The following is a 19,549-nucleotide window of genomic DNA, read 5'->3' on the forward strand; positions in this document are numbered from 1 at the left end:
CAAAGAAAAATTTAAAATACCTTATATAACAGAAACTTTCAGAGATCATCAACACCATTTTAAACATTACCGGAGTATTCAGTTTCTGTTATATTGCCAATGCAACACAACGCAACAAAAGATACTATTTCTGTAACTATCACATGCAACAAAAAGTAATTATTATTCAATCAGTAATTTCTCTCTTTATATCGGTTGCCCTTCAAAATAAATACGTAATTTGTTTGACTCTTACAGAGATGATTCTTCCTGTATTTCACTAATACATCTTTGTTATTTTTAACGCTGCTATAGAAATTTATTTTACAATGACGACACTTGCATCTAAGAACATCCGATTTTTCGCTTATTGCTTACTTTTATGCCTGGCACCTTTATTTACTTTTTGTCAGCAATACCCTTTTCAAAACAGTTCACTCGATTTCGAAACCCGTGTGGAAGATTTATTAAAACGATTAACTGTTGAAGAGAAAGTAACTTTAATGCAGGATGTTTCCAAACCCATCAGCAGATTAGGTATTCAGGAATATAACTGGTGGAACGAAGCTTTACACGGCATTGCCCGTGCCGGTCTGGCCACCGTTTTTCCTCAACCGATCGGTATGGCAGCATCGTTCGATCAGGATGCCGTGTTAAAAGTTTTCAGTGCAGTGTCTGATGAAGCACGTGCCAAATACAATGTTTATTCGGCTAAAAACAGTTACGGGCGATACGAAGGCCTCACTATGTGGACACCCACTATTAATATTTTCAGAGACCCCAGATGGGGACGCGGTATTGAAACCTACGGTGAAGACCCTTACCTCACCGGTATGCTAGGTTTAGCAGCAGTAAAAGGATTACAGGGTAAATCTCAAAACGGGTATGATAAGCTGCATGCCTGTGCCAAACATTTTGCAGTACACTCAGGCCCCGAATGGAACCGTCACTCTTTCAACGCAGCCAATATCAAACCCCGCGATTTGTATGAAACCTATTTACCTGCTTTCGAAAAACTGGTAAAAGAAGGAAATGTGCAGGAAGTTATGTGCGCCTATAACCGTTTTGAAGGTGATCCGTGCTGCGGAAGCGATCAACTATTAATTAATATACTCAGAGAAAAATGGGGCTTTAAAGGCGTCGTCGTAGCTGATTGCGGCGCCATCGCAGACTTTTACAAAGAAAATACCCATATGACACATGCCGATGCCGCTACCGCCTCAGCTGCAGCTGTTTTAAGTGGAACTGACCTTGATTGCGGTACCAGCTATAAAGCACTGGTGGACGCTGTTAATAAAGGACATATCAAAGAAGAAGCACTGGATGTTTCTGTAAGAAGACTTTTACTCGCACGTTTCAGATTAGGAGAAATGGATCCACCATCGATGAGCCCGTGGGCTTCTATCAGCGCTGAAACCATCGCTTCACAGGCACATCATGAGATAGCCCTTGAAATGGCACGCAAATCAATGACACTGCTGCAAAACAAAAACAATATCCTGCCATTACAGCGCACCGGTATGAAAATAGCCGTAATGGGCCCGAACGCCGACGACTCAGTAATGCAATGGGGCAACTACACCGGTACTCCACCCAATACCATTACAATTTTAGAAGGAATCCGCAACGCTTTAGGTGATAACTACCCACTCATATACGAACAAGGGAGCGGCCTCGTAGAAAACATGATTCTGCAAAGTGCATTGAATCAATGTTTCTCTGATCAAGAGCAAGGCTTTACAGCAAAATACTGGAATACTAAAAACAAAAGCGGTACCGTTGCAGCCACCCAACAACTCACCAATGCTTTTACTTTCTGTACCTCTGGCGCTACTGTTTTTGCACCGAATGTAAACCTTACCGGATTCTCGTCGCAATACAACAGTACATTTAAACCGAATAAATCAGGAACTGTCGTTTTTGACTTTTATGTCAACGGCATTGTCAGCCTGCTCGTTAACGGAAAAGAAGTAAAGAATATCAAAACCGGACATGGAAGCAGAAAGTTCACTCATTCGATGAATGTAGAAAAAGGAAAAAATTACGACTTACAAATAGATTTTGCACATAACATGGGCGATGCGCAGCTGAATTTTGACATCGGTTTTAAAGAAGCTATTGATATTCAAAAGTCATTAGCAAAAGTAGCTGACGCCAATGTCATCATTTTTGTGGGAGGCATTTCACCACAACTGGAAGGAGAAGAAATGGGTGTTAATCTACCGGGCTTCAGAGGCGGCGACCGTACCGATATCGAACTACCCGCTACCCAGCGGAACTTCATCGCAGCACTGAAAAAAGCAGGCAAAAAAGTAATCATGGTTAACTGCTCAGGCTCACCAATCGGCTTAACCGAAGAAGTCAAAAACTGTGAAGCCATCTTACAGGCCTGGTATCCGGGCCAGGCAGGCGGACAAGCAGTTGCAGAGGTACTATTCGGAGATTATAATCCTTCAGGAAGACTACCGGTTACTTTTTATAAAGACACCACTCAGTTACCTGATTTTGAGAATTACGATATGAAAGGGCGTACCTACAGATACCTTACTGCTACCCCACTGTTTCCATTCGGTTTCGGATTGAGCTACACAACGTTTAAATACGGTAATCCCATATTGAGCAAAACCGGCATGAAAGCACAGGATTCAGTAATACTCACCATACCTGTTACCAATACCGGTAAAAGAAACGGCGATGAAATTGTACAACTGTATGTGCATAGCGAAAATGATAAAGATGGTCCGGTAAAAGCATTACGAGGTGTACAAAGAGTATCGGTTGCTGCCGGACAAACTGTACAGGTTACTTTCAAACTAACCGCCAGAGAGTTGGAGTATTGGGACGAATTTCAGCAGGAAATGACTACGAATTCAGGTAATTACAATATTTATGTGGGAGGCAGTTCTGACAATAAAGATCTGAAAAAAATTAAGATGAGAATTCTTTAATTGCATTACACCGGACACTGCGGCGCTAATATTTCAATAGTTGGCGCCAAACTTTGTCTGGTGTGGCACCAATAGTTGGTGCCGGACGATGTCCGATGCTTAATAAAAAAATACTACAGCCCCTTCTAATAAGATACGAAAAATTATTGAATTTTCCAAATCTGTCGGTATTACTCATTAGCAGGCATTTCCCTTTGGGTAACCGGTGTGCTGCTAACCGGAATCGGCTTAATCCACAACAACCATTACGGATGATAACCACCGCTAGCCTCTCAACAACACATTAACATTTCGATTCAGACAAAAATGATAAATTTATAATCCCTTCCATCGAAACCACCCTATCCGCATAACACCACCATCACTTAATACCTAATATTATGAAAGCAGTACGTTTTTTCGGACATAAGGATGTCAGAGTAGTCAATGATCTGGAAATTCCACAACCACAGGGCGATGAAGTTTTGTTGAAAATCGGCGGTGCCGGTGTTTGTCACTCAGATTTACACGTCATTGATGACGGTGTGGTATCCGGTGCTGTTTTTACTCTGGGGCACGAAAACGCCGGTTGGGTGGAGGCAGTTGGCCCCGCTGTTAAAGACTACAAAAAAGGCGAAGCCGTTCTGGTGTATGGCCCCTGGGGATGCGGGCATTGTAAACCCTGTCAGCAATCAAAAGAAAATTATTGTGATCATCAATCAGAACAGGCATTTGGCGGAGGATTAGGCTTAAACGGTGGCATGGCTGAATACATGCTGGTACCTTCGTCGCGCTTACTGGTGCCGATTTTTGACCTTGATCCGGTGATTGCCGCACCGCTTACCGATGCCGCTTTAACGCCTTATGCAGCCATTAAACGCTCTTTAAACAAACTTATGCCGGATGAATACGTTGTGGTCATCGGAATTGGCGGACTGGGACACGTAGCTCTACAGATTTTAAGAGAAATGTCAGGTGCGACCATCATTGCCTGCGATATTACTGCCGACCGGTTAGCGTTTGCAAAAAGCCTGGGTGCGGCACACGTAGTAAATTCAAAAGATGCTGACGCAGCAACGCAAATCAATAAAATTACAGGAATTAAAAAAGCCAAAGTGGTACTTGATTTTGTAGGTGCTTCACCAACGATTGAGTTAGGAACAAAAATAGTCGGACTAGACGGTGATTTGACCATCATTGGACTTGGCGGCGGCCTTTTTCAGTACAACATGATGGGACTCCCATTTGGTGTCAATATGAGCAATCCATATTGGGGCTCACGTACCGAACTGATGGAAGTGGTCGGTTTAGCACGGCAAAAGAAAATCCATATTGAAATCGAAAAATTTAAATTAGATCAGGCACTGGAAGTTTACGACAAGTTAAGACAAGGAAAAATCAAAGGCCGTGCAGTGCTTGTTCCATAAAATATTCTAACAGATATATAAAAAGGTAAGCAGCTGCTTACCTTTTTAATACTATTGAAATAAAATATTTATATCCTAATGAAAGCGAGGTAAAAAATCATCTGCAACGATTCTTTTCCATTCAGGGTGTTTTTTGATATAGGCAAAAACCATCTGACACAGCGGAACAATTTTGTAATTATTCCCTTCCAGATACACAAGTGTTTTTTCTACCAATGCGGTGGCTACGCCCCGGCCGGCCAATTCTTCAGGACTTTCAGTATGTAACAATCTCAAACCCTGCTCCTTTTCATCATATTCAATAAAAGCAGTATATCCTTCAACAGTTAATTCAAATCTTTCGTCTTCAACATTTCTGTTTAGCGGTATATGTAAATATTCTTCTTTCATTATTAATTTTTTAAAGACTTAAAACAATTAATTACCAGTTTTTTAAACTGCGTGAATTATTAAGACAATGTACCGAATTTTCCATTATTAAATTCTTCGATGGCTTCATAAATTTCAGCCTGGGTATTCATCACAAACGGGCCATAATGTGCAATCGGTTCATTAATGGGTTGTCCGCTCAGTACTAATACCACAGCATCTTCAGTAACTTCTACGTTAAACGCTTCTCCGTCTTTATTCATCAAAGCAACGTGATCAGCTGGTGCGCTTTTATCTCCGTTTACAAGAATGCTTCCCTCTAATACCAACAACAAGGTGGCATAATCAGCAGGAAAAGAAAACTGAGCGGTTGCTCCCTTTTTAGCCTTCAGATTATACAAATGAACGGGTGAAAAAGTGCTGGCAGAACCGGTAACACCATCGTAATTACCCGCAATGATTTCAAGCTCGCCCGATCCTTCTGGCAATTTAACACGATGAATGTCGTTGTTTTTCAGTGCCTGATATTTAGGCGCAGTTTTTTTATCTTTTGCAGGTAAGTTCACCCACAATTGTACCATTTGAAACTCACCACCCTTTTTACTCCATTCCGTTTCATGAAATTCTTTATGTAAAATTCCGGAAGCTGCTGTCATCCATTGAACATCACCTTCTCCTATCACACCACCTCCACCACTGCTGTCTCCGTGTTCAACCCGTCCTTTATATGCAATGGTAACGGTTTCAAAACCTTTATGCGGATGCACGCCCACTCCTTTCGGAATAGCAGAAGGAGGAAAATTGAATTTTGAATTGTAATCGAGCATAATAAAAGGATCCATACTCTTCATGTCCATTCCGGCAATACCCGGAATAAAATTATGTACTCTGAACCCATCTCCTACAAAATGAGGCGCCTGAGGCTTTACTATTTTGTTAACAGTTTTTGTATTCATTATTTACCTTTTTACAAAGGTCGCGGTTGCAGATCAACTAAACATTGACCTATGTTAATTACCATTTTCCGGAGAATGCGACAATCAGACCGTCATTTGCTGAAATTTTTCAGATAAATCTTCGCTTGATAGGTATAAGCATTTAATAATTTCAGATTAATCACTTAATAATACTGTAAATATCCTTTCCGGTACAATCAACAGGCAGATTTTGTCATACAACATTACTGCATCAGCTGTTATCAGGATCGTATTCGTGTTTACTAAATGATCATATTAAAATACGTAAACTGAACCAATCTCCACAAAATACCGATCATACACAACCGAATTTAGATAACTTAGACTGTACATATGATTAACATTCAAAACTAAATTATCATTATGAAAAAACTTGTAAACGCCCCATCATTTTCTTATGTTTCTTTCGTTTTTTTAGCTCTGCTCACCTTTAGTGCCTGTAAGAAAAACGAATATGTTCAGGAACAACAGGTATCTTCCAGATTAGTATTCAGCAATGTGGAAGAACTTTTTCAAACACTTGAACAGGTAGAAAAACTAAATGACCAGCAATTAAAAGACTGGGAAAGTCAGCGCCAGCATGCATCTTTCAGAACTTATTCACACAACTGGAAAGACAATTACAATCCTAGCAAAGAAGAAGAAAGTTTATTAGCCTTACCTACTGCCTATCAGGTATTATTAAATAAAGACGGCGAATTTCAGGTAGGTGATACGATTGTATGGTATAACCAGGGTGTTAAATATTATGTAGGTGCTGATCAGGGCGACCTGCTGAGAAAAATCAAAAGAAATACTTTATTAGCAGTCAGCAAAGGTGAGTATTCTTTAAGCACCATTACCACTCTCGATGCCCCTAAAGAGGAAACCATCAATTATCCTTTAAACTTTTTAGACGCCAGTTATCAACGCCCTTTCACACAACAGTCTTCTACTCAGGGTACAGGTTGCAGAAAGTTCGTACATGAAATTGTCGGAATAGTAGACAACTGGAATACTTTTTCTGATCCGGGATGTGGTACTATCAACAGCTTTTACGTAAGAATACTTTTACGTATTAAAATGGAATGGAGAAATTGTAACAATAACAACTACAGGCCTGCCGGTGAAAGCAGAACGGTTTCATATAACCTGAATAAGAATATCTATCTGAGAAATGTATACCCTCCATGCGGAACACTCGAAGCTACTATACCTTTTACCGGTATACAGTCTTCAGCACCATTTACCACAACGTCTAACGTTGATGTAGTATTAGGTGGTTATGCAGGTAATGCGCGTCCTATAGCAACCCCTTACTGGGAAGTAAGTTTAAGCGGTACTATTTATCAATATGTACATGGTGACCTCATTTCAAATGAATGGAATCATGTAGGAACTCCTTTCTTCTAGCAGAAAGTGGTTTACTAAATATATTGTTCTACTATAAATGAATAAGCCGGAGTGATAAAAATCACTCCGGCTTATTTCAAATAATAGCTGTATTGAACCCTGTATTATGCTGGATCCACGTCTTCTGGCAAAACAGGCTTTTTAATCGTTTCTACATTTAATCGCTTATCATCTTTCCATGTTCCTTTAGCCAGCACTTTATTATCTGCCGAATAAAATACTCCTTCACCGTTTCGTTTATCATTTTTCCATTCTCCCTCAAAGCGACTACCGTCACTGAAATAGTAAATACCAAAGCCTTCTCTGGTTCCCTGATAATAACGTCCTTCGTATTTATCACCGTTTAACCATTTGTACATACCTTCTCCATGACGACGGCCGTTGTGCCACATTCCCACATAAGTACCTTTTGCACTGTACAGTCCGATTCCAAAGCCTTCTGCTTTATTGTGAACTTTATTACCGACATACGTCACTTCGATGCCTGCAACATTTTTATACACCAGTTTTCCGAATGAAGCCAGAATACTATCTCTGCTGTTCTGTAAGGTCTGCTTGGTCATTTCTTCACGCTCTAATCTGGTCAGGAAATTATTCTTTTGCTGTTGCCACACAAAACTTTCTTTGTTATATATTGAATCGAGCGATTGTAACTTCTTTTTCTCTGCAATCAGATCTTTCCCGAACTGAAAGTTGATCGTTTGCAATTTGTTAAGAGAATTTTCTTTTTCATCAATTCTATCTACTAATTGATAAAGACTTTCCCGAACATGTTCAATGGTTAAAGAGGAACTATTGTCATCCTGGTAACTGATGAATTCAGCTTTCATCAAACTATCGATCAGTTCAATGACGGCAGATTGTTTTTGATGAATGACCTGTAAAGAATCGGATAATAATTGATGCGCTGTTTTTAAAGAAGTGACAGCAATAGCATTTTTCTTACTGCTCTCATGATAATAATAAGAGAGTGCGCCTAAAGCAATTATCATCATACCTAAAACAACAAAAAGTATATTTCTCTTCATAAATTTCTGCAATTTAATAACCCATATTAATCGGCGGCATTTTCTGATCGGCCTTTCGGGCATCCAGCCCAATAAATACGTTAAAACGAAGAATGTGATTGGTTTTATATTGGTAACCGCTGGATTTTTGTCCATACGTCCACATATGCCCGGCAAAAAAAGTTACATTATTATTTAAGATGTAACCGAATCCGTTATACGTTCTGAAATCTTCAAACGGATTAAAGACTTTACTCTTTCCGAATTCCATAAACAGTTCAGCACTGGGAGAAAAGTAAAGTGTATTTTTTTCAATAACCGGTTTATTCAGTGGGATGTAAAGGAAAAATTTATACCTGAAGCGATCTGTATAATCAAAATCTGAGTCCTTCAGATGATCAGGTTTCTTCCAACGGTGTTCGGTTCTTATCTGATGGTAAAAATTGATTTTACCTACTTTATTCTTATACAATAACTGCGTCCAGATTCTCGGCTCTATAGTAGAGTTTACAAGCTCCGGGTTATCCGGATCGGGAGAATAGTTCCAGACTAATGTTGGTCCGATAATCGCTTCCATATGCTCACTAAACTGAATACTTAATCCGGCTCTGTTATAAGATTGACGCGTTCTGCCAACAAAAGAACTTACATTTTCGAGGCTATTGCGGTATCGAAGATGGTGTTCTCCATAATACCCGAGTTTATCAGACAGCTTAACACGGATGTAAGCACCAAACCATAAACCGGTTTCTTCCAACTCTGATTCTCTTTCAGTTTGCGCATCAGACTCAATAGAAAAACAAATAAACAAAACAAGTAAACAAATAAATTTTCGCCAACAATAACTTCTCATAGATAGTTTATTTTCAAAAAATCGTTCGCCTTTATGTGCTCTTTATTAATTTCTTAATAAGATTCAGCTGATATTTATCATCTATCAAAATAGTTATTCTGTTACGCAACACACATTCATTAGCAACTATCTGACTAAAATATTCAAGGCTGTTTGGCCACAATTTTTTTGCCATAAACGAAATTATAGCAGTTTTTAGTTGGAGTTATAAGATTTTAATGAAGATATAATTAGAATTTGATGAGAACACCTATTTAAAGTACTGATGTTCAGAATATTTCGTAGAAGTTACAAAATTTGATAATGCAATCAGTTTAATAATACTTAGCAGTTTGTATAAGGGTTTTAAACCATTCAGCAATTAAGAAATTTAAAAATATTATTGGGGCTGGTATAAAGCGGCAGTTAATTATTCAAGAGTTTTTCAATGCAAACATGAAGAAAATGAAGCAAATAAAACAACGATAAGTGCAGCTAAGCTGCAACTTCATTCTCTTCATTGTTATCTATATTTTTATTCATGTTTCTATCACTTAAATACAAAATAATTATTATTTACTCTTTTTACAATCCTAGTGTATTTATTAATTCTTTTACGGCAGCACGGCCGGCACGATTAGCACCAATAGTGGATGCAGAAGGGCCATAACCCACCAGATGTATACGCGGCTCTTTTGCTACCATCGTTGCCAGTCTGCCACTCATCACAATACCGCCTTCTTTTTCTCTGGGTAAAACTGCATCCAGATGTTGTAAAGAACTTTTGAAGCCTGTATTCCAAAGTATCACATCAGCTTTTTCTTCTCTGCCATCTTCCCATTTTACCCCATTTCTTGTAATTTCTTTAAACATCGGCAAACGGTTCAGCACACCGTTTTTTTTCATTGCCTCTATCGCAGGTGTTACGGGCAAACCCGTGACGGAAACAACAGATAAAGGAACTAATCCTTTTCGCACACGTTCTTCTACCATCGCAACGGCATCATGTCCGGCCATATCATCAAAGGGTCCTTCTCTGAATACCGGAGCACGTCGGGTAACCCATGTAGTGGTAGTTTCTTTAGAAATCTGGTCTAAAAGCTGAATGGCGGAGATTCCTCCGCCAACAACAATCACATGTTTATTCTTAAAATAAGTGGCTGTTTTAAAATCTTTCGTATGTAATTGTTCGCCTTCGAATAAATCTGCACCCGGATAATCAGGAATGTAAGGATTTTCCCAGGTACCGGTAGCATTGATGATTCCCAAACATGAGAACAATACTTCAGGAGTGTCCACATAAAAACGTTCATCCTGCAAAAACACTTTCTCTACTTTTAGCGGGCGATAGACTTTAATTCCAAATTTTTTCTCGTACAGGTCATAATAATGGGGAACGGCCACACTTGCCTGCACTTCATCTTTTGCATTATTTCCGAGCGTTTCTTTAAAAGACATTCCGGGAAGGTCATGTATCTTATTTACTGTAGTCAAAGTGAGCGAAGGCCATCGAAACTGCCAGGCTCCTCCGGGCTGAGGTGCTTCATCGAGAATGACAAAATCACGTCCGATTTCCCAGCCAAGCATCCTCAGGTGATAGGCAGCGGAAAGTCCCGCTTGCCCGGCACCAATTATTACTATACGTGTTTTGAAACGAACATTATTTACCATGAAAAGTGTTTAACGCCACCCTAATCCCGGAGCTACATGTTCGAGAAAAGCAGAAAGCACGTGCACATTATAATCAACACCCAATGTATTAGGAATGGTGAGTAACAATGTATCTGCTTCACTGATGGCTTCATCCTCTGCCAATTCTTTAATCAATTGATCAGGCTCGGCTGCATAACTTTTACCGAAAATAGCACGCCTGTCTTTTTCGATCATACCTATCTGGTCACCGCTATTTCTTTCACGTCCGAAATAATAACGGTCCTGATCATTGACCAGCGCAAAAATAGATCTGCTCACTGAAACGCGTGGTGTGCGTTGATGCCCGGCAGCTTTCCACGCTTCTTTATACAACCGGATTTGTTCGGCCTGCTGCACATGAAAAGGCTTTCCGCTTTCATCGTACTTTAAGGTTGAACTTTGAAGGTGCATGCCATTTTCTGCCGCCCATACAGCGGTAGCATTAGATGCTGCGCCCCACCAGATGCGGTCACGTAGTCCTTCTGAATGCGGTTCTATCCGCAACAAGCCCGGCGGGTTGGGAAACATAGGGTTGGGATTGGGCTCAGCAAATCCTACGCCTTTCAACTTTTCAAGAAACTCCAGTCCCTTCCTGCGCCCCATATCAGCATCTGTTTCTCCCTGAGCGGGCTCATACCCGAAATAACGCCAGCCATCAATTACCTGCTCGGGCGAACCCCTGCTGATTCCCAATTGTAACCGGCCCCTCGAAATCAAATCCGCAGCACCGGCATCTTCTACCATATACAATGGATTTTCATAACGCATGTCGATGACTCCGGTACCAATTTCTATCTTACTGGTTCTGGCTCCGATAGCCGACAATAAAGGAAACGGCGAACCCAATTGATTAGCAAAGTGATGCACCCTGAAGTAGGCCCCATCAATACCAATCTCTTCAGCCGCTACAGCCAGATCAATAGATTGCAAGAGCGTATCACTCGCAGTCTTTGTACTATAAGCGGGATGATTGGCCCAATGGCCAAACGATAAAAATCCAATCTTTTTCATCATTCCACAATGTAATTTATGTTACCGTACTAAATTAAATCAATTTCAACCGGAGATCGCTATCTCTCCAAACGGATGCAGAATATAATGCCTGTTCCGTCATCAATATAACAACTTTATTTAAAAATAGTTCTTACACGATCGCTTCCTGATTACCATCCATACAACAACATACACCAGTGACCACTTTGCTTATGGCTTCACATTTTTATCGCGTATACATTGTACAGGTATTCAATATTACTAACAAATTGCTGCCAGACCCAAAACCTGACCCGGGAAAGTTTCCAACACTCAATTTGCCGATAAAGTTTCTCAGTATTAACAAATAACTTCGTATATAGCTATCATTTTCAATTCTTTTATTAATTTTCTCCTGAATTTATAATAAAATCAGCATTCTGCCATTTTAATAAGAAGTGAATGGCTCTTAGCATATTCTAATAATACGTTTTAATTCTTTTAACATTTATACATCTATTTTTGTTAGCTGACCTCAATCCCGCATATCAATGAAAAAAACAAAAAAAATCAGTAAATGGAGAAAAGCTTTACGCATCTCATTATGGACTATCCTATCGCTTTTTCTGTTACTGGTGGCAGGAATCAGTTTTCTGATACACTTTATTGTTACACCTGAAAAGTTAACACCGCAACTGGTTCAAATTGTTAATGAAAATATTGACGGCCGATTTGAGTGTGCAAAAGCAGAGCTTACTTTCTTTTCTACCTTTCCTTATCTGGGGGTAGAAATACATGGTGGCAAACTAAGTTCTGAAAGTGGTACTTTACTGGAGATCGGATCTTGTAAAACAACTTTCAATGCCAAAAAACTATATAAAGATCATGTAATAGATATAAAAAATATCACGTTACGCAATACAACCCTCAATCTTTCAATTGATGAAAACGGTAACAGTGACTGGGATCATATCATTGCATTCAAGTCAGATTCTACCGAAACTGATTCTACTTCTGATTTCACTATACAGGAGCTACACCTCAAGAAACTGAAGCTCGACAATATACATATCAACTATATTAACGAACAAACGCATGATCTGTTAACTATTGACAGTTTAACGGCCGGGTTTAAAATGAAATATCTCAAAGATCATTTTATGTGTGACCTGACGGCTTCCGTACCGTCAATAGATTTGATGAAAGACAGTATTGTTATGTTGCGGCACAGCAGTATTGGTATCAATACTACTTTAGATTTTTTACAAAAAGAACGTAAACTTATCTTTGAAAAAGGAGGTATTACCGTCAATGGAATTGACCTGACAGTTGAAGGTTCATTGCAAACAGATACAATAGCACATAAAATAAATACCGATCTCGTACTGCATTTAAAAGCACCTGATTTACGTTCGGTACTGGCGCTCATACCTGAAAAAATTATTCAGAAAGAAAAAATCGATATAAAAGGAAAAGTCAATTTTGAAACCACCATTAAAGGATATTACGGCAAAGATGATTACCCTACTACCGTTCTGAATATGAGTATCGGGGACGGTCAATTTAAATACAAAGATTATCCCGGATCTATCAACCATATTGCTACCGATTTAAACCTGACTATCGACTTTAACAATAAGAAAAAATCGCAACTGACATTAAAAACACTTGACGTGAGAGGATTAGGAATCGGGTTAAGCGGTACTGCAAAAGTAACCGACCTGCTTCAACATCCTTTTCTTGAAACCAAACTCAAAGGAAATATTGATTTAACCAAATTACATGATGTAATTCCTTTTCATCCGGATATTACAGCGGATGGAATCGTAAATCTGAATATTGAAACCAGTTTTGATGTGAAGGAAGTCAAAGAGCAGGATCTGAGCTCGCTGTTTGCTAAAGGAACGATGATAGCCAATGATCTTAACATCAATTTACCCAAAGATTCTGTTTCTTTAAAAATAAAACGCCTGGATTTTGACAGCCATTATGAAAGTGAAAAAGTGGCGGTAGGAAATATCCAGATTACGGATGCACTTACCTTGAGTAAACAATACGGAAGATTAATCATTGATAGCCTTGGTTTAGATTTTAAACTGAATCGTATAGATTCCAATAAATCTACTTTATCAACCAAGATACAAACCGGCAATATCACTTACAACAAAGGGCGCAGACAGCGTATTAAATGGATGGGCGGAGACATTACAGCGAATCTGGAAACTTATAAAAATGATCCCTTAAAAAATGTAATTACATCAACATTTCAATTGGATAGCCTGGGTGTTTATTACAACAAACGTTTTGTAGGTATTAACAATGGTAAGTACAGAGTGAAGCTACAAAAAAACAACGATCAGCAATGGGAACCCATGGGTGGTATACACTTCACCAAACTCATCGCCTACTCTCCCACCTTTAAAATGCCGGTGAAGATGGAAAACTCTACGCTTACCATTAAAAAGGAACTGATAGAATTAAAAAACTCACATGTTATTTTCGGACACTCTGATATTGTATTAACCGGTTTTATTGACAACGCCATGGGGCTGAGTAATAACAACGGCAGAAAAACTACCGGAAAATTAACTGTACAATCCGGTTACCTCGATGCAAATGAACTCATGGGCGTGTTCACTACACTTACAGACAACAATCAGGATACAACATTAAACGACGAACCGGAAATACTGGTAAACGAAGCAATTCCTGACAGCTTACAGGAAAAACATGTATTCAAACTACCTGGCAATCTTGACTTTACCTTCAAAACCAATATTAACAAGCTTCGTTACGGACATATGGACCTTGAAGATATTCACGGCATTGTAGTTATTAAAGACGGGAACGTTCAGTTATCAGATTTCAAAATGAAAACACTGGCTGCCGATTTATCTAGTAATATTACTTATACTTATCTGAATGAAAAAGAAGCGGAAGTTAATTTCGAGTTCAACATTCATGATATCGAAATGGACAAGCTCAGTGAAATGCTTCCCTTTCTGGATACACTTTTTCCTATCACAAAATCATTCGAAGGGCAGGTTGATTTCAGAATCAAAGGAAAATCAAAGTTGGATGAATACCTGATGATCAATACACCGACGCTCAATGGAATTGCCGCACTACAGGCAAAAAATATCATGGTTTTCGATAGTGAAACTTTCAGAGAGCTGGCAAAAACTTTAATGTTCAAATCAAAGGAGAAGAACCCGATTGAAGAACTGAACATGGAAATGTTAATTCATGACAACAAGCTCGAACTATTACCTTCTTATGTAGAGATCGACCGTTACAAGTTAGCAGTCGGGGGGATACAAAATATAGACTTTAGTTATGATTATCATATTTCAGTTTTAAAATCTCCCATTCCATTCAAAACAGGAGTAGATGTAACAGGGGTTTATGATAATTTCAAAATAAGGCTGAGCAAAGCTAAATACAAAAGTTATTTCACCGATAATGAGCGTTTACAAAGGAAAGCTGACAGTTCTGTTATCAAACAGAAAGAAGACATTCTCAATCAGCTGAATTTTTAGATGAAATAAAAATAGTTTGAGTTTAAACCGATCAACAATTATTCACTTAATTCATTCTATTAGTTAATTGCAATTTAAAACATGAAGGCAATGAAGATTAAAAGCGAATGAAGTGCTGTTTTCCGCACCGCTTTACCTTCATTCCCTCCATTTGCTTCATGTTTCCCATTACCATTTTCAAACACAGGAGAAATTAAGAAACTCCTGTCGCTTCGCTTTACTTAATTCTATCTGGTAATTGCAATTTAAAACATGAAGATAATGAAGATTAAAAGCGAATGAAGTGCTGTTTTCCGCACCGCTTTACCTTCATTCCCTCCATTTGCTTCATGTTTCCCATTACCATTTTCAAACACAGGAGAAATTAAGAAATTTAGCCGGTTATTGTTTATACTACCACTCCGGCAACACCTCTTTGTCCGTCTGTAACCATACTCTGAAAAGCAATATCGACCGGTACAGTAATTTCAGTATCAGTTTTCTGAATAGCCTTCTTGTAAGACGTGTTCAACATCCAGCAGCTGGCCGCCAATAAAAAAGAAATAATCATCTTATGTATAATTGATCGTTAATAAAGTGCTACAGCAATCAGCCCGCTGATTTCGCAGATAGGTTACTGTATCATTTCAATGTAACACTGCGCAGATCTGCGCTGACTCAATTGTTGAATTGAAAGAAGCTTACTATTATCTTCCATGCTTAAAATCAATATTTTATCGTAAAATGCACACTATCAACACTTTTTTTGGATAAAAGCAAAAAAAATCGTATATTAACTCCACACGGATTTTTGTTTTCATTCCGCTGGATAAATGTTTATCATTCTATGATAGGATACCGTGTGAAACATTTGATCCTACGATTTCAAAATTTCAACGTTCATGAAAGTTCATACGACGAATTATTACAATGCCTTTATTGCGATATCAGAAGACTGTAACGAAGAAGAAGGTAAAATTCCTCCGATGAAAGAAGAAGCGCCCAGTATCGCAGCATTGCAATTCAATTTAATTCAGGAAAATCCTTATAAATACACTTCCGATGATGTAGTGTTTCAGGTGTACGCACAAAAGAATAATATCAACAAAGCAGATTATGTCGAAGCAAGAGAAAAACTATTCTCTAAAGGGCAACCCTGTTTAAGAGCCTCTCCACTAACAAAAAAGTACGGTTGGGGTATCCATTTTAACGAAGAAGGTAAAATGGCTATATACGGATGTGGCTCGGAAGAGTATAAAAATTTTGTATCCGGAGATATGGTAACAATTGTGAAAGCAATGAGGAATAAGAAGAGTTAAGGAGGAAAATGAAAAATTTAAAAGGGAAAGGGGAGAACAACTCTTCAAAATCTGTGAGGAAGAGAATGCATGCATTAATACGAATAAATTAAGATTCCTTTTGGTTGATTTTTTTGAAACATGAAGAAAACTAAAGGTGATGAAGGGAATGAAGCAGCGAAGCTGTTCTTAGGATTATTCATCTCTTCATTTTCTTCATGTTTACATCAATAAACAACACCGGCTCTTTTAATTGAAAATGGAGAATAAAAATTGAAAGTAGAGAATCGTTCTTTGTTATTGAATACAGCAAAGGATATTCAGCGCAAGAACTGCGTAACCATTATTAATTATTAATTTTTATTATTTTATTGTAACTTGAATTAAGTTTATTTATTAAGATTATTCTATGTCAAATATTGATATTATTCTACCCGAACAGGCTGCTAACATCGGAAATTTTCTGGTGGGACGCTTATTACCTTTCAGACAAAAAAGATCAGTCGGACCGTTTGTATTTATCGATCACATGGGTCCGGCCTGTATGAAAGACAATGAGAATCTCGATGTAGCCTCCCATCCGCATATCGGCTTATCTACCCTCACCTATCTGTTTGACGGTGCCATTATGCACCGCGACAGCCTTAACAACGCCCTGGAGATAAAACCAGGCGAAGTGAACTGGATGACTGCCGGTAAAGGCATTACGCATTCTGAAAGAACGCCCGACAGGCTCCGGCACGAAGATAAATACCTGCATGGTTTACAGATATGGATTGCACTGCCGAAAGACCTGGAAGAGATGGACCCTTCCTTTGCGCATATCGCTGCCGATCAGTTACCGGTATGGCAGGAAGACGGCGTTACCTATAAATTAATTGCCGGAGAAATTGCCGGTAAAAAATCGCCCGTTCCAACCCATAGCAAACTATTCATGCTCGAAATAAAAGCGGAAAAAAATGCGACCGTAGATCTGGTAGATCAATTATATGGCGAAAGTGGTTTATACATTGTAGAAGGCAGTATTAAAAATCAGGGTCATACCTACGAGCCTGGTTTTTTACTGATTACACAGGATGCTCATTTGTGTACTTTTGAAATTGCTGCCGGAACAAAAGTGTATATTTTCGGGGGAGAACCGTTTCCTGAAGAACGTTTTATTTACTGGAACTTTGTTTCGTCTTCCAGAGAAAGAATCGAACAGGCAAAAGAAGACTGGAAAGCACAACGTTTTCCGAAAGTGATTGGCGAAACCGGTTTTGTACCGCTTCCGGAAAGAAAAGTTTAAGTTAACAGAAGAAGAAACCATTAAGGAATGAAGAGATTTAGCTTTATCTCGGTAATACGACGGTTTCTTCATTTCTGAATGTACTCATTCATCACAACAGAATAGCTACTACAACTGATTATAGCAATATATATTTTTATATCAACTGCCTATCAATATGCTGCACCGGTTGCGTCGCACACTGGTACACCAATAATTCTATTCAGCTGAATGATATTGATAGGAAATATAAGATATAAATAATAGGTAAAAGGTAAGAATAGCCTACTATTGTAAGATACAATTTTTTCTTCAATTTACCTAGTACACTTTCCTACCTGTATACAATAGAAAAACCGGTATAGTATAGCGGTTTTAAAAATTATTTATTGACGATGATGAATGTTTAGTTAAGCACCGGAGAGTTCGGCGCGATCGGGGAAAGAATGGATTACTAATCAGCCATAGTGATTACTCTATAAAACTCGTACCACCCTTCATCCTTTTTTCCTATTAATTTAGCCGTATTCGGAACATTCTTAAAGACATTAGAGCTATCTAATGCATACATTAAGATATACTGCTTAGACATCATGCCTTTCTGCACTTCTGAGTAAAAAGATATAGTACTATCCCTATCTATACTAACATAACTTATTAATCTTTTATCAAAAAATATGGCTTTTTGATGGCATAAATTTCGATCAATCATTTGGTAAGAATAAAGGGATACTGAATTTTCTAATGTTGTAGAATCATATAAATAGTAATAATTTTCCAATAAGCAGTCAACAACCTGTTGATATTCTATTTTATTCATTTCAAATTCAAAATTAAACTGAATCTCTTTACAAGAGTAACAACATAAAGAAAATATAATTGCAAAAGTTAAATTTTTTTTCATAAAATTAGTGGCCTGTTATGCCTTTTTGTTTATTTCCTTTTTCAATACTAGATGGTGCAGCTGGAAAGTTTTTTAAATTGTAGGGGGTTCTACTATGATTTTGTGGAACATACAATCCTGTTTGTAGTAATTTTTCTTTTTCATCTTTCGTATAATACACAGGCGTGCTACTTTTCACTGTAGCAGATGCGCCAGGTATTCCTACGCTCAAATAAGATTCCTTGTTACCTTTTATTTCTGGTAACCTTTTTCTTTCTCCATGGTCCATAAAAGGTATCTGTTTCCAGTTTGGAGCAGATTCTGGAGCTACAGCTTTAGCTACTTCGAAATTCTCCCTTACAGACTCAATTAATGAACCTCCCTTTTTATATGCTCCTACTCTGTCGTTTTCTCTTTCAAATAAGTTTTTTGAATCATACGCAAACTGATTAGAAGGTAAATCTTCATAAGAATAATAACTTTCATTAGCACCAGGTCCGAAAAACTTATTCTGGAAAAAATGATTACCACTAACGGGCTCTAAAATGTCCATCGGTATTTTTCCATATTGCAAAGTACCGAAATAGTGTAAAAGATCTATCCAACCTCTTTCTTCAGTATAAATATATCTTACAGCATTTTTATCATTCTGAATATACTCTCGAATACTGCTTACAGTCTGAACTTTTAAACCTGACCATTGAGCAGTAGCCTGCTCAATCGTTCCCGCTCGATTTCGATCAGGTTCTTTACCTTCTCTGTCTATAAGCCATATTGGTGAATTAGCGGCAAAACTATAAGCAGACAAATCTGGATATTTACTCGTCATTGGATCTACACTAAAAAAACGACCTAGCCTGGAATCATATATCCTTGATCCAAAATCTAAACTATTCCCATCGCCCTTGAGTTCATCATCATTCTCCTTGCCATTAAACCCATAACGGTACCCCTCACTGCCACTCCAACGCTTGGTAGCGCCAAATACATAGTAATCATTTAAACTGAA

Annotated in this window: 15 protein-coding genes; 6 read left to right on the forward strand and 9 right to left on the reverse strand. The window is 38.4% G+C overall.

What is annotated here, in order from left to right:
• The first annotated feature begins 308 nt into the window (after positions 1-308).
• Entirely contained in the window at positions 309-2,927 is a 2,619-nt protein-coding gene (xyl3A, locus tag D9O48_RS10475) for a xylan 1,4-beta-xylosidase (protein ID WP_126972918.1), read from the forward strand.
• A gap of 380 nt (positions 2,928-3,307) precedes the next feature.
• Positions 3,308-4,333 (forward strand): NAD(P)-dependent alcohol dehydrogenase, encoded by a 1,026-nt coding sequence (locus D9O48_RS10480; protein ID WP_126972919.1) that lies wholly within the window; start codon positions 3,308-3,310, stop codon positions 4,331-4,333.
• A 75-nt stretch (positions 4,334-4,408) separates the two neighbouring features.
• On the opposite strand, the gene D9O48_RS10485 is transcribed toward D9O48_RS10480, so the two are convergent.
• Both D9O48_RS10485 and D9O48_RS10490 read right to left on the reverse strand, forming a co-directional pair.
• On the reverse strand, positions 4,409-4,723 hold the full coding sequence (locus D9O48_RS10485) for a GNAT family N-acetyltransferase (RefSeq protein WP_126972920.1): 315 nt from the start codon (positions 4,721-4,723) through the stop codon (positions 4,409-4,411).
• A gap of 59 nt (positions 4,724-4,782) precedes the next feature.
• A complete protein-coding gene (locus D9O48_RS10490) occupies positions 4,783-5,658 on the reverse strand; it encodes a pirin family protein (protein ID WP_126972921.1) in 876 nt (291 codons plus the stop codon).
• 384 nt (positions 5,659-6,042) lie between these two features.
• Here D9O48_RS10490 and D9O48_RS10495 point away from each other — a divergent pair, with 384 nt between their 5' ends.
• Entirely contained in the window at positions 6,043-7,071 is a 1,029-nt protein-coding gene (locus tag D9O48_RS10495) for a hypothetical protein (RefSeq protein WP_126972922.1), read from the forward strand.
• A gap of 104 nt (positions 7,072-7,175) precedes the next feature.
• Here D9O48_RS10495 and D9O48_RS10500 read toward each other — a convergent pair whose 3' ends face one another.
• The 4 genes from D9O48_RS10500 to D9O48_RS10515 all read right to left on the reverse strand — a co-directional run bounded on the left by D9O48_RS10500 (position 7,176) and on the right by D9O48_RS10515 (position 11,613).
• A complete protein-coding gene (locus tag D9O48_RS10500) occupies positions 7,176-8,099 on the reverse strand; it encodes an MORN repeat-containing protein (RefSeq protein ID WP_158624865.1) in 924 nt (307 codons plus the stop codon).
• A gap of 13 nt (positions 8,100-8,112) precedes the next feature.
• Positions 8,113-8,931 (reverse strand): DUF2490 domain-containing protein, encoded by an 819-nt coding sequence (locus D9O48_RS10505; RefSeq protein WP_126972924.1) that lies wholly within the window; start codon positions 8,929-8,931, stop codon positions 8,113-8,115.
• 564 nt (positions 8,932-9,495) lie between these two features.
• The gene (locus D9O48_RS10510; RefSeq protein WP_126972925.1) at positions 9,496-10,581 is read right to left on the reverse strand and encodes an NAD(P)-binding domain-containing protein; all 1,086 of its coding nucleotides are present in this window, start codon (positions 10,579-10,581) and stop codon (positions 9,496-9,498) included.
• A 9-nt stretch (positions 10,582-10,590) separates the two neighbouring features.
• Entirely contained in the window at positions 10,591-11,613 is a 1,023-nt protein-coding gene (locus D9O48_RS10515; protein ID WP_126972940.1) for an LLM class flavin-dependent oxidoreductase, read from the reverse strand.
• 512 nt (positions 11,614-12,125) lie between these two features.
• On the opposite strand from D9O48_RS10515, the gene D9O48_RS10520 reads away from it, so the two are divergent.
• Positions 12,126-15,113, forward strand: a complete 2,988-nt coding sequence (locus D9O48_RS10520; protein ID WP_126972926.1) for an AsmA family protein — start codon at positions 12,126-12,128, stop codon at positions 15,111-15,113.
• A gap of 388 nt (positions 15,114-15,501) precedes the next feature.
• Here the strand turns inward: D9O48_RS10520 and D9O48_RS18740 are convergent, their stop codons facing one another.
• Positions 15,502-15,663 carry a hypothetical protein gene (locus tag D9O48_RS18740; RefSeq protein ID WP_158624866.1) on the reverse strand — a complete coding sequence of 54 codons (162 nt, stop codon included), beginning with the start codon at positions 15,661-15,663 and terminating at the stop codon, positions 15,502-15,504.
• Between the two features lie 331 nt (positions 15,664-15,994).
• Here D9O48_RS18740 and D9O48_RS10525 point away from each other — a divergent pair, with 331 nt between their 5' ends.
• Together D9O48_RS10525 and D9O48_RS10530 are read left to right on the forward strand one after the other, a co-directional pair.
• Positions 15,995-16,411 (forward strand): DUF6157 family protein, encoded by a 417-nt coding sequence (locus D9O48_RS10525; RefSeq protein ID WP_126972927.1) that lies wholly within the window; start codon positions 15,995-15,997, stop codon positions 16,409-16,411.
• A gap of 388 nt (positions 16,412-16,799) precedes the next feature.
• Positions 16,800-17,678: a pirin family protein gene (locus D9O48_RS10530; protein ID WP_126972928.1), complete on the forward strand. Its 879-nt coding sequence runs from the start codon at positions 16,800-16,802 to the stop codon at positions 17,676-17,678.
• Positions 17,679-18,111: 433 nt separating this feature from the next.
• Here the strand turns inward: D9O48_RS10530 and D9O48_RS10535 are convergent, their stop codons facing one another.
• The gene (locus tag D9O48_RS10535; RefSeq protein ID WP_126972929.1) at positions 18,112-18,561 is read right to left on the reverse strand and encodes a hypothetical protein; all 450 of its coding nucleotides are present in this window, start codon (positions 18,559-18,561) and stop codon (positions 18,112-18,114) included.
• 4 nt (positions 18,562-18,565) lie between these two features.
• A partial coding sequence (locus D9O48_RS10540; protein WP_148114543.1) for an RHS repeat-associated core domain-containing protein occupies positions 18,566-19,549 on the reverse strand: 984 nt, incomplete at its 5' end.

This window comes from Gynurincola endophyticus, assembly GCF_003991195.1.
In the GTDB taxonomy this organism is placed as follows: domain Bacteria; phylum Bacteroidota; class Bacteroidia; order Chitinophagales; family Chitinophagaceae; genus Gynurincola; species Gynurincola endophyticus.